The 11895-nt window shown below is 70.6% G+C and carries 12 protein-coding genes; 6 read left to right on the plus strand and 6 right to left on the minus strand.

The window, feature by feature from the left end; all coding sequences use genetic code 11:
* Positions 1-140 precede the first annotated feature (140 nt).
* The gene (locus CHAN_RS06140) at positions 141-1313 is read left to right on the plus strand and encodes a DUF4192 domain-containing protein (protein WP_290292916.1); all 1173 of its coding nucleotides are present in this window, start codon (positions 141-143) and stop codon (positions 1311-1313) included.
* Positions 1314-1326: 13 nt separating this feature from the next.
* On the opposite strand, the gene galE is transcribed toward CHAN_RS06140, so the two are convergent.
* The 6 genes from galE to CHAN_RS06170 form a co-directional block, all read right to left on the minus strand.
* The gene (galE, locus tag CHAN_RS06145; RefSeq protein WP_290292918.1) at positions 1327-2310 is read right to left on the minus strand and encodes a UDP-glucose 4-epimerase GalE; all 984 of its coding nucleotides are present in this window, start codon (positions 2308-2310) and stop codon (positions 1327-1329) included.
* The gene (locus CHAN_RS06150; RefSeq protein WP_290292921.1) at positions 2307-2993 is read right to left on the minus strand and encodes an iron-dependent transcriptional repressor DtxR; all 687 of its coding nucleotides are present in this window, start codon (positions 2991-2993) and stop codon (positions 2307-2309) included. The genes galE and CHAN_RS06150 overlap by 4 nt, the downstream gene beginning before the upstream one ends.
* A gap of 189 nt (positions 2994-3182) precedes the next feature.
* Positions 3183-4172 carry a sigma-70 family RNA polymerase sigma factor gene (locus CHAN_RS06155; RefSeq protein WP_048743845.1) on the minus strand — a complete coding sequence of 330 codons (990 nt, stop codon included), beginning with the start codon at positions 4170-4172 and terminating at the stop codon, positions 3183-3185.
* A gap of 285 nt (positions 4173-4457) precedes the next feature.
* Positions 4458-4892 carry a D-aminoacyl-tRNA deacylase gene (dtd, locus tag CHAN_RS06160; RefSeq protein ID WP_290292925.1) on the minus strand — a complete coding sequence of 145 codons (435 nt, stop codon included), beginning with the start codon at positions 4890-4892 and terminating at the stop codon, positions 4458-4460.
* A gap of 54 nt (positions 4893-4946) precedes the next feature.
* Positions 4947-6569, minus strand: a complete 1623-nt coding sequence (locus tag CHAN_RS06165; protein WP_290292927.1) for a DUF7782 domain-containing protein — start codon at positions 6567-6569, stop codon at positions 4947-4949.
* Positions 6566-7198 (minus strand): DUF3099 domain-containing protein, encoded by a 633-nt coding sequence (locus CHAN_RS06170; protein WP_290292930.1) that lies wholly within the window; start codon positions 7196-7198, stop codon positions 6566-6568. The genes CHAN_RS06165 and CHAN_RS06170 overlap by 4 nt, the downstream gene beginning before the upstream one ends.
* A gap of 84 nt (positions 7199-7282) precedes the next feature.
* Between CHAN_RS06170 and CHAN_RS06175 the strand changes: the two genes are divergently transcribed.
* The 5 genes from CHAN_RS06175 (at position 7283) to CHAN_RS06195 (ending at position 11798) form a co-directional block, all read left to right on the plus strand.
* The gene (locus CHAN_RS06175) at positions 7283-7531 is read left to right on the plus strand and encodes a DUF3039 domain-containing protein (protein WP_035121909.1); all 249 of its coding nucleotides are present in this window, start codon (positions 7283-7285) and stop codon (positions 7529-7531) included.
* Positions 7528-9285, plus strand: a complete 1758-nt coding sequence (locus CHAN_RS06180; RefSeq protein WP_290292934.1) for a DEAD/DEAH box helicase — start codon at positions 7528-7530, stop codon at positions 9283-9285. The genes CHAN_RS06175 and CHAN_RS06180 overlap by 4 nt, the downstream gene beginning before the upstream one ends.
* Positions 9286-9374: 89 nt before the next feature.
* Positions 9375-9950, plus strand: a complete 576-nt coding sequence (locus tag CHAN_RS06185; RefSeq protein WP_290292938.1) for a hypothetical protein — start codon at positions 9375-9377, stop codon at positions 9948-9950.
* Between the two features lie 85 nt (positions 9951-10035).
* Positions 10036-10446, plus strand: a complete 411-nt coding sequence (locus tag CHAN_RS06190) for a YidH family protein (protein WP_048743836.1) — start codon at positions 10036-10038, stop codon at positions 10444-10446.
* A gap of 38 nt (positions 10447-10484) precedes the next feature.
* Positions 10485-11798 carry a DUF418 domain-containing protein gene (locus CHAN_RS06195; RefSeq protein ID WP_290292943.1) on the plus strand — a complete coding sequence of 438 codons (1314 nt, stop codon included), beginning with the start codon at positions 10485-10487 and terminating at the stop codon, positions 11796-11798.
* Positions 11799-11895: the final 97 nt, after the last annotated feature.

An 11895-nucleotide genomic window follows, 5' to 3' on the forward strand; every position in this document is an offset into this window, starting at 1 on the left:
TCCTTGCCGTCTTCGGCAACTGATCCGTGCAACCCGCGCCGCCCGGCGAATATTCCACAGGGCGCGTTTGCTCCACATTAGGCGGTCGCCGGAGCGCATCATCGCGGGCCCCTTCCCGGCGCGTCCCGCATGCTGCGGCCATGACACGTGGAAGCCATGACGCCGACGCCCCCGACCCCCGAAGCCCCCGCCCGCTGCCCGGCATCCGATTGGAGGAGGAACCCATGGACGTCGGCGATCCCGTCGACTTCCTGACCAACCTCCCCGGTCTGCTCGGCTACTACCCGGACGAAAGCCTGGTGCTGGTGTTCGGCGACCGCGAATTCGGCGAACCGGGGCCCCTGCTGGTCAGGGAACTCGACGGAAACGAGGAAGACGCGGTGGCCGTGGCCGCCGAGGAGATGGCCCTCGAAGGCCACGGTTGGGCGGACGCGTACGTCATTTCCGAACGGTGGCCCGCCGAGCTCCGGGACGGCGGCACGCGGTTCGCGGGCATCGCACCGGAACTGGCCCGCGCGGGCATCGACGTCGGAGTGTTCGCGGGCGTCGCCAGGCTGCGCGCCGGCGCCGAGGTCGTCGATTCGGATGGCCGGTCGCTGGGGCCGCTGGGCGAACCCTCGGCATCGTGGGCGTCGCGCAAGCTCCACGGCACGGGGGAGGCCATCGCCGCGAACGCCGACGCCATGCGAGAGAGGTTCCGCCCCGAGCCCGCCGGCTGCCGCATCGGCGCGGGCGAGGCTCTGCGCGCGGCGCACGAGGACGTGCGCGGGGTGCGCCGCGCCGGCGGGCTGCCCGGGGCGAAGGCGATGACGCGGGTCCGGCAGTTCCATCTGGAATGGCTGGAACTGATCGACGCCGTCGACCGCGGCGACATCTGCGTGGAGGAGGCGCTGACCGACCCCGGTCATCTGCGGACCCTCGCGCGCCCGCTGGCCAGCCTCCTGTTGCGGGATCTGACCATGTGCGAGATCCTCGGGCCCGCCGGGGAAACCGCGCGCGCCATGTGGCTCGGCTGCGCCCGGTTGTTCCGTGGCACGGCGCGCGCCAACGCCCTCGCGTGCTACGCCATCGACAGGCAGGTCCACGGGAATCCGGGCATCGCCCGGGCCGCGCTCGACGCGGCGCTGGAGACCGATCCCGAGCACTCTCTGTCCCAGCTGCTCTTCGCCGCCATGGCCTCCGGCCGCGGCGAAGAAGCACTGCGGTCGATGCTCCGCGCCACGTCCGCGATCCTCGACGAGGTGCACCCGGCGGACCCCGGCGACGGCGACGGCCCCGTCTCCCGGCGGATGCGGGGGACGGGGCCGTCGTGAAGCTGAGGGGCGATCAGCGATGAGCGGAGTGGGCGCGGTCGCCGAGGGCCGCGGTGAATTCCCAGGCGTCGGAGACGATGGTCTTCAGGTCCGTCAGCTTCGGCTCCCAACCGAGATCCGAGATCGCGCGGGCGGAGGAGGCGATGAGGGTGGCCGGGTCGCCGCCGCGGCGCGGGGCGTCCTCCGCGGGGATCGGGTGGCCGGTGACCTCGCGGCAGGCCTCGATGACCTGGCGGACGGAGTAGCCGTCGCCGGAACCGAGGTTGAAGATGCGGTGCGTGCCCGGCTCGTTGGACTTCAGGGCGAGCAGGTGGGCGTCGGCCAGGTCCTTGACGTGGATGTAGTCGCGGACCGCGGTGCCGTCCGCCGTCGGCCAATCGTCGCCGAAGACCATGATCTTGTCGCGGTGGCCCAGCGCCACCTGCAGCACCAGCGGGATCAGGTGCGTTTCCACGACCCGGTTCTCGCCGTACCCGTTCCAGGCGCCGGCGACGTTGAAGTAGCGCAGGCTCGTCGCTCCCAGGCCGTAGGCGCGGGCGTAGGAGGTGATCGCGTAGTCGATGGACAGCTTCGTCGCGCCGTACGCGTTGGTCGGGGCGGTGGGCATGTCCTCGGTGATCGGGACCTGCTCCGGCTCGCCGTAGGTCGCGGCGGTCGACGAGAAGACCAGGTTGTCCGTGCCGGTGTCCCGCATGGCGTCGAGCAGCGTCAGCGTGGTGCCGACGTTGCCGTGCCAGTACTCCGAGGGGACTTCGACGGATTCGCCGACCAGCGAGCGCGCCGCGAAATGCAGCACCCCGTCGAACTTCCCGTCCGTCAGGACGTCGCCGATGACGTCGGCGACGTTCGCCTCGATGAATTCGGCGCCCTCGGGCACCCCGTCACGGTTGCCCGTCGACAGATCGTCGAGCACCGTGACGTCGTGGCCCTCGGAGAGCAGTACTGCGGCGGTCACTCCGCCGACGTAGCCGGCACCGCCGGTCACCAGAAGTTTCACTTGTTTCGCACCACCATGACCGCGTGGGACAGCGTGTCCGGGATGTCCAGCGAATGATCGCCACGCGCCAAGGTCACCCGCCCCGGATTGAGCTCGACCTCGGCCTCCGCGCCCGGCATGATGCCGGCCGTGTGGAGCCGCTTCATGTAGGTCGGCTCGACCTGAAGAATCTCGTTGATCTGCAGCACCGTCACTTCGTACGGCCCGCCGGGCGGAAGGTCGGACAGGCGGACCGCATCCGCCGGCATTTCGGCGGTGGCGGTCGAATCCAGCTCCGACAGGCCCGGAATCGGGTTGCCGAACGGCGACAGCGTGTGCTCGTCGAGCACATGCAGGAGTTTACGCTCCACCTCGTCGCTCATCACGTGCTCCCAGCGGCACGCTTCGTCGTGGACCTTGTCCCACTCCAGACCGATGATGTCGGTGAGCAGACGCTCGGCGAGGCGGTGCTTGCGCATGACGGAGGTCGCGCGGGCGCGGCCCTCCTCGGAAAGCTTGAGGCTCCGGTCCGGGGCGACGGTGAGCAGGCCGTCGCGCTCCATGCGGGCGACGGTCTGGCTCACGGTCGGGCCGGACTGCTCCAAACGCTCCGCGATGCGGGCGCGCAGGGGGATGATGCCCTCTTCCTCGAGCTCGAAGACGGTGCGCAAATACATCTCCGTGGTGTCTACCAGATCCCTCACTGCTGTCCTCCGGGTGCTCGAAACGTCCGGCCGCGCGGAAACGCGGCGATGCGCCGCCTCACCGATAAGCGGACGGGTGGCGCGAATACTTCAACAATAACCGCATTCGGGGTCGGATTGTTCCCGAAGACGCGGCGCTCCCCGTCACCGCGCATATGCGGTGACGGGGCGGCGGGTGGGAACGGGCCCTTACTTGGCGTAGGCGCGCAGGCGGTCGGCGCGCTCGCCCTCGCGGAGCTTGGCCATGACCTCGCGCTCGATCTGGCGGACGCGCTCGCGGGACAGGCCGAAGTGCCGGCCGATCTGGTCCAGGGTGCGCGGCAGGCCGTCGTCCAGGCCGTAGCGCAGCTTGATGACCTCCTGCTCGCGGACCTCGAGCGTCGACAGGACGCGGCGCACGTCGTGGTGGCGCAGCGACGCGACGACGGCCTCCTCGGCGTCGGTGGCCTCCGAGTCCTCGATGAAGTCGCCCAGCGGCGCCTCCTCGTCGGTGCCCACCGGCATGTCCAGGCTCACCGGGTCGCGGGACTGGCGGAGCAGCATCTCGATCTTCGCCTCGGCGATCCCGGACTCCTCCGCCAGCTCCTCGTTCGTGGCCTCGCGGCCGAGCTGCTGGTAGAGCTCGCGCTTGATGCGCGAGATCTTGTTGACCTGCTCCACCAGGTGGACGGGCAGGCGGATGGTGCGGGACTGGTCGGCCATGCCGCGGGTGATGGCCTGGCGGATCCACCAGGTCGCGTACGTGGAGAACTTGAAGCCCTTGGTGTAGTCGAACTTCTCCATCGCGCGGATCAGCCCGAGGTTGCCCTCCTGGATGAGGTCCAGCAGCGGCATGCCGCGCCCGGTGTAGCGCTTGGCCAGCGACACCACGAGGCGCAGGTTCGCCTCCAGCAGGTGGGCGCGGGCCGCCTTGCCCTCCTTGGCGATGATCTTCACGTCGCGCTTCATCGCGCGGGTCATCTTCGCGCCGGTCTTGAGCAGGTGCTCGGCGTACACGCCGGCTTCGATGCGCTTGGAGAGTTCGACCTCTTCCTCGGCGCTGAGCAAGGCCGTCTTGCCGATTCCGTTCAGATACACGCGAACGAGGTCCGCTGAAGGATTGTTGTTGTTCCCGCTGCGGCGCCCGCGATCTCGCTCCCGGGCGTTCTGCTCGTCAGTTCGGACATCGGCACTAGTCATGTGATCCGGCCTTTCATTGCGAAGTCGACGATCTCACAGGGTTCAACGGACGTCCGGCGCGGAATGTTCCCGGGGCCGAGTTCCCCGGCGAACGGTGGTCGCGCCCATTCCGAATACATTTATCGATTTTATCGAGAAAAGTGCTGGTGGGCTGCGTCACAGAGAAAAGATGCCTTTACCGGGAAGCGTTCCGGCCCGTGAAAATATGCCCCATTTCGGGGGAGGTGAGCCGCTTTGCGACGGACCCGCGTGGAACGCCCTCCGCGGCACCCTTTTGTGGCGGCGTCAGCATTCCACGAGCACCGTAAAGGGGCCAGAGTTGACCGACTCGACGTCCATCATCGCGCCGAAGCGTCCCTCGGCGACTTCCAGCCCGCGTTCCCGGAGGCGGTCGACGATCTTCGCGATGACGGGTCCGGCGACGTCCCCGGGCGCGGCGTCGGTCCACGAAGGGCGGCGGCCCTTCCTGGTTGCGCCCATGAGAGTGAATTGGCTGACCACGAGAATTGGCGCGCCGACATCCGACGCGGACTTTTCCCCGTCGAGAATGCGGAGTTCGGCGATTTTGCGCGCCATGGTCTCCCACGCGTCCCCGTCGTCTTCGCGCCCGACGCCGACGAGCGCGAGAATCCCGCCCGTGTCGCCGCCGTCGATTTCCCCGACGACCTCGCCGTCGACCCGCACCGCGGCGCGGGTCACCCGCGTCAGAACCGCCTTCATCGCTTCCGCTCCTCCTTCTTCTTTTTCTTCTTCTCCGAGATCTTCCGCTCGTCCTTACCCGTCGTTCCCATGCCCGTCGTTCCGATCGGAACCGTCGTCCGGTCCGTCGTCCGCACCGTCGCCGATCAACTCCGCCGGCAGCACCAGCCCATGCCGGACGAGGTCCACGATCACCGGGACGAGGGCGTCCTTGACGTCGTCCAGGCCGTCCTCCGGCAGGGCACCGAGCATGGCCATGATGTCGAGGACCGCCGACAACGGCGCGTCCGGCGTCATGGCGGACAGGATCCGCACGATGGCGTCGTCGGTGTCGTGGCTCCACCGGGGGCCGTCGGTGCGCGTCAGGCGCAGGGCGGCGGGGGCGAAGCCCTGTTCCGGATCCTCGCCGGCACCGGCGAGCTCGACGCGTTCGACGGCGACCCCCGGGCGGACCCGGTACCGGGCGCCGAGGATGCCATCGGCGTCGCGGCCCCGCAGCCATGCGGTGCGCAGCAGCCATTCGGCGGCCTCGTCGCGGAAGGGCCCGCCGAGGGGCTGCGGCATGTCCTCGCACGTGATCGACGACGGCCCGTCGATGCGTTGCAGGGTCACGTACCCGAAACCGACGCCGACGACGTCGTTGGCGGCGAAGTGGTCCAGCCACCGCCGCGTCTTCTCGCGGCCCTCGCGGCCCCGCGGATCGATGGACTCGTCGCGCAGCCACGTGCCCACGTAGGCGGCGGGATCCACCACGTCCCGCTGGATGATCCACGCCTCCACGCCCTCCCTGGGAAGCCAGGAGGCCACGCGCGACGCCCAGTCGACGCCGTCGAGGTGGGCCCAGGCGCCGAGCAGGTGGGCGGTGCCGCCGGGTACCAGGTGATCCGGGGCCTCGCGCAGCATCAGTTCGGTCGCGCCGTCGAGATCCAGTCCCGAGTCGCGGTAGACGTGCCCGACTTCGGGGACGCCGACGACGAACGGGGGATTGGCCACGATCCGGTCGAAACGGCGCCCCGCCACCGGGTGGAACCAGGAGCCGTCCAGGACCTCGGCCCGGGCGCCCAATCCCGCGGCGGCGAGCGTCGCCCGGGCATAGAGGCATGCGCGCGGGTGGACGTCGGTGGCCGTGATCGAGTCCGCGCCGTGCTGGCCGAGCGCCTGAACTCCGCAACCGGCGCCGAGGTCGAGGACGGAGCCCACCGGATCCATCGGCGTGATGTCCAGCAGCGACCGCGAAGCGCGGCCGACGCCCAGCACGTGATCCGGCCCGGGCACGTGGTCGGTCATCGAGGCATCGCGGTCGGAGAAGACCAGCCGCTCCACGCCCGCGACCTCGACGGGGCGCACGTCGATCGCCGCGACGTGGTGCCCGTCGATTACGCGCAGCACCCCGCATTCGACGCACCGCGCGACCAGGTCGCCGCCCAGCCAGGGGGAGAGGTCCACGGGATCGCCGACGACGAACGCCGCGACGGCGGCGGCGAGGCCCGGCTGGTCGAGGGCGAGATGCAGCCTGCGGGCGACGGCCTCCGGCTCTCCGCGATCGAGGGCGGCGAGGCCGTCGTCGCCGAGCAGGCGGCGCAGGCCGCCGACCCCGTAACCGAGGTCGCGGAGTGCATCGGCCAAGTGCGGGGCAAGCGCCGGCAGCCCGGTCAGCTCCTCGTCGGTGGGCGGGGCGGTGATCGGGTCCGTGCTCACGTTCTGGGGTTCTCCCGTCGGTCGGTGCCGGGATCGGTGGCCCCGGCTGAGTCTGGTGCGGCGTCGTCGGCATCGCCGGCGGCGGTTTCCTCGGCCGCGGCTTCATCGGCCTCGGATTTGTCGGCCCCGTCGTCGTCCATGTCGATGACCATCGACGGGTCGAAACCGGCCCAGGGGCCGGGCGCGTCGGCGTCGCCGGGGACGGCGGGGAGGTTGGCGGCGGGTCCGCCCTCCGCCGGCCCCTCCAGTGCAGCCGACGGGCCGTCGGCAAGCCGGGCCAGCCGTTCGCGCTGCGCCTCCTCCCACCGGCGGTTCTGCTCGCGGATGACCCCCGGCTTGTAGACGCGCGGGGACCGCTTGTCGGCGGGCTCGCCGACGCCGTTCGCGATGACCACCGCGATCCACGGCATGGGCACCGACACGACGGTGACGATCGCCGCCAGCCACGGCAGGTCCCACCACATGAACGCCGCCGCCGCGAGCAGCAGAAGCGGGATGCGGGACCACTGCAGGACCGCGTAGGTGTGGCGGCGGTAGTTGTAATTGCGGATGCGCGACTGCCGCGCGTCCGTGATCAGCACCGCATCGGAACCGCGCCTGCCCCGATGGTTCGTCCGCCGACTCGCCATGGGCACAACGGTACTCCCCGGGCAAAGTCCCGCATTACGGGGCCGCACACGTGCCGATCCGGCCGATGGTGCACAATCGGGATCGTGAGCACGCCCCTGAAGACAACGAAGACCATCGAACGGACCGACACCCGCGTCGACGAGACGACGCGCGACGACACGCCGAAGTTCTTCCACTACGTCAAGAAGGACCGGATCGTCGACTCCGCCGTGTCGGGCAGCTACGTCGTCGCGCTGTGCGGCGAGACCTTCCCGGTGACCAAGTCCGCCAAGCCGGGCTCGCCGGTGTGCCCGGACTGCGAGCGGATCTACAAGACCCTCCGCCGCAAGTGAGCGGGCTCCGCAAATGGCAGCAGGAGGCGCTGGACAAGTACCTGGCCACGAATCCGCGTGATTTCCTCGCGGTGGCGACGCCGGGCGCGGGCAAGACGACGTTCGCGCTGCGCATCGCCGCCGAGCTGCTGACCCGCCGCATCGTCGAGCGGGTGGTCGTCGTCGTGCCGACCGAGCACCTGAAGGTGCAGTGGTCCGAATCGGCGGCGAGGTCCGGGATCGCTCTTGACCCGGCGTTCACCAACGCCAAGGGCGTGGTCAACCCCGCCTACCACGGCATCGTGGTGACCTACGCCCAGGTGGCCGTGCACCCGTTCAAGCACCGCGCGGTGGCCGACGCGCGCCCGACGCTGGTGATCCTCGACGAGGTCCACCACGGCGGCGACGCGAAGAGCTGGGGCGACGGCATCGCGGAGGCCTACGGCGGCGCGGCGAGGCGCCTGTGCCTGACCGGCACGCCCTTCCGCTCCGACGACGCGGCCATCCCGTTCGTCCGCTACGCCGACGACGGCGAGGGGCACCAGAAATCGGTCGCGGACCACGTCTACGGCTACGCGGACGCGCTGCGCGACGGGGTGGTCCGCCCCGTGGTCTTCCTGGCGTATTCGGGCGAGGCCCGCTGGCGCGATTCGGCTGGCGAGGAGTTCGCCGCGCGCCTGGGCACGATCATGAGCCCGGAGGAGACCACCCGCGCGTGGCGCACCGCGCTGGACCCGGGCGGGGACTGGATCCCGTCGGTCCTGCGCGCCGCGCACACGCGGCTGGTGCAGATGCGCAAGCACATCCCGGACGCCGGCGGCCTGGTCATCGCCACGGACGCGACGACCGCGCGGGCGTACAAGCGCATCCTGGAGCAGCTCAGCTCGACCCCGGTCGCGCTCGTGCTTTCCGACGAGCCGGGGTCGTCGGAGCGCATCAAGACCTTCTCGGATTCGACCGACGAGTGGATGGTCGCGGTGCGGATGGTGTCGGAGGGCGTCGACGTGCCCCGCCTGGCGGTCGGCGTCTACGCGACGAGCTCGTCGACGCCGCTGTTCTTCGCCCAAGCCATCGGCCGATTCGTGCGTTCGCGGCGGCCCGGCGAGACCGCGTCGGTGTTCCTGCCTTCGGTGCCGGTGCTGCTGGACCTGGCCTCGCAGATGGAGGTGCAGCGCAACCACATCCTGGGCAAGCCGCACCGCCCCAGCGAAGGCTGGGACGACGACCTCGTCGCGGAGGCAAACCGCACCAAGGACGAGCCCGACGACCTGCCCGCCTACGAGTCCCTCGGCGCCGACGCGGAGCTGGACTACCTCATCTACGACGGTTCCTCCTACGGCACCGCGACGGTGGCGGGGTCCGAGGAGGAGGCCGACTACCTGGGCCTGCCCGGGCTTCTCGACGCCGAGCAGATGCGCACCTTGCTGCAGAAGCGCCAGGAGGAGCAGCTGAAGGCGTCCGAGGCGAAGGCCGAGCACATGCGCAAGATGGGGGAGCTCGACCTCGGCGAGGCGATGGGCCGCGACGCGGGAGCGGCCGGGGGCCCCGGTGGCGCCCCCGCGGTGCCGTCGCCCCGGCCCGGCGGCGTGGCCAGCGAGGCCATCCCGAAATTGCGCAAGGAACTGAACACGCTCGTCGCCATGACGGCGGCGCGCACCGGCCGCAAGCACGGCGAAATCCACAACGAGGTCCGCCGCAACTGCGGCGGCCCGCCGACCGCGCTGTGCACCGAGCAGCAGTTGCGGGACCGCATCGGGTACCTGCGCAACTGGTGACGCAGTGGTCGGGCGCGGGTGCGCGCTCCCGGGCCGTCGGGGTCGTCGGGGCGGTTGGTTGCGCCCCCGTGTGGTAGCGTTGGCGCGGCATGCAGCAGGACCCGCCGGAAGGACCATCGATGTCGCGCCCCGACCACGCCGGATACGACCCGTTCGACGACCCGGCCCCGGCCGCTGGCCCCGCGCACCCGGGTCCGGCCGCCGGCTCGGGCACCCCGGGTTTCGGGGGCGGGCCGGGATACGAGGGGTACTACTCCGACCCGTCCCGCAACCCGCATCAGGTTCGGGCCGGCGGCGCTCCGGCGGTGCCGACGGGGACGGGCCCGGCCATCGCGGCCCTCATCCTCGGCGTGCTGTCGGTTCCCTTCGCGTTCGCCGTGTTCGGGGGCCTGCTGGCGATTCTGGCGATCATCCTCGCCGCGGTGGCCCTGCGGACCGCCGCCAAGGCGCGCCGGCTCGGGGCGACGCAGACCGGGGGGACCACCGCGATGTCCGTCATCGGCATTCTGGCGGCGATCCTCGGGCTCGTCATTTCCGCGCTCGTCCTGTGGGCGATCGCCATGGGCGCCGGCGTCGCCGCGGAGTGCAACCACCTGATCGGCGACCAGGCGGCCTTCGACGCATGCATCCAGGACTCGGTCATGCATCGCTTCGGCTTGAACTGACCCGTTCGCGCGACACCTTCCCTCCCACCCCTCCCACGACACCCGCCGCCACTGCCGGCGCATGAAAACCAGGAGCAGCACCACCATGAGCAACCCCGCCACCGACGGTTACGGCCCCGACGGCATCGACGGCTCCGCCGTCGGCCGCAAGATCGGGCTCGTCTCCCTCGTCATCGGAATCGGCGCACTCATCACGTCGGCCTTCGTCATCGGAGCGGCGCTGGGCATGGTCGCCGTCGTCCTGGGCCTCATCGCGATCGTGCAGTCGATCGGCGCGCACAAGCGCATCGAGCAGGCCGGCCGCGAGCCCCGCACCGGCGGTGCGTTCGGCATGGGGCTGATCGGCGTCATCACCGGCGGCTTGGCGATCGCCATTTCGCTGGCGCTGATCGTCGCCGCGTTCAACTTTTTCGAGGACGCCGAGGAGAAGTGCGGACACCTGGACAGGACGTCCCCCGAATACGCGGAATGCCTGCGCAAGCTCAGCGAGCAGTGACGCCGCGAACGCCGAGCCGACGGACGCCGGAGGAACCCATGGGCCAGCGCAACCCGCAAGAGCTTCACGACGCTCCCGGCAATCCGCCCCCGCCGTTTCCGCCCCCTCCGGGCCACGCGGCTCCGCAGTGGCCCGTCGCCAAGCCGAAGCCGACCTTCCGCCGGACGGCCGTCAAGGAACGCATCCTCGCCCCCGACGTGGCCCGCGGCTTCATGCTGCTGGGCATCGCGGTGGCCAATGCGGTGACCGCGTGGATGGTCTTCGGTTCGGCCCCGCTCGGGCAGCGGCGCAGCCTGCCCACCGACGGCATCGTGACCGTGGCCAACGACGTCCTGTTCCACGTCCGCGGCCTGCCGATGTTCGCCATGCTCTTCGGGTACGGCATCGGCATGCTGGTCATGCGGGAATACGGCAGGGGAGTGCCGTGGGCCTACGCCCGCGGACTGCTGCTCAAACGCTACGGCTGGCTCGCGGCGTTCGGCGTCCTGCACGGGATCTTCCTGTTCTTCGGCGACATCCTGCTGACGTACGCCCTGATGGGGTTGATGGTCACGTTCCTCGTGCCGCTGCGGAACAAAACGCTCCTGTGGATCGCCGCCGTGCTGGGCGTGCTGTCGATCGGAGTCGCGTTCCTCATGCAGGGCCCGATGTCCGGCATGGGCGCGGCCAACGCCCAACCGGGGGACTTCGGGGGGATCCCCTTCGGCGGCGATGGCTACCTGGGACGCCAGCTCATCCTCGGCGTTTTCACCGTGGTCTCCGTGCCCGTCGTCCTCGTGCTGGCCGGGCCGCAGCTGATCGCCCTCATGCTCGTCGGCGTCGTCGCCGCCCGCATGCGCATCCTGGAGGATTCGGAGACGCACGGGAAACTGCTGGCCATCGTCGCAGCGATCGGGGCGACCGCCGCGGTGTCCACGGGCGTCCTGTCGGGCCTGTCAAAGCTCGGCATCATCGGCGGCACGTGGGCGCAGGCGGTGAGCCAGTCGGCCGGCATCCTCGCCGGTCCGGGCCTCATCGCCGTCATCGCCCTGCTGTGCAGGCCGGTGCAGCGGCGGATCCGCGAGGCCGCGGCCCAGGGGACGACCCTCGCCCCGCCGGCGCCCCTGGCGATGATGCAGGCGCTGGGGCAGCGGTCGATGTCCGGCTACGTCGCCCAGTCGGTGCTGTTCCTGCCGCTCGCGGGCGGCTGGCTGCTCGACCGGTTCTCCGGTGAATCGGTGACCGTCGTCAGCCTGTGGGGCGCCGCCGTGTGGCTGGTCACGCTCATCGGCGCATGGCTGCTGGCCAAGGCCGGAAAAGCAGGCCCGCTCGAGGCCATGCACCGGCGCCTGACCTACGGCCCGAGGGGCTGAGGCGCCGCCGGCCGCAGCGGGCGATGGAACGGCGGGGTCGGAATAGGACATTGTTGTCGGTGCGATATCGTGGGCGGCGAATCACATTCGACCCGCG

The organism is Corynebacterium hansenii (assembly GCF_030408795.1).
Taxonomy (GTDB): domain Bacteria; phylum Actinomycetota; class Actinomycetes; order Mycobacteriales; family Mycobacteriaceae; genus Corynebacterium; species Corynebacterium hansenii.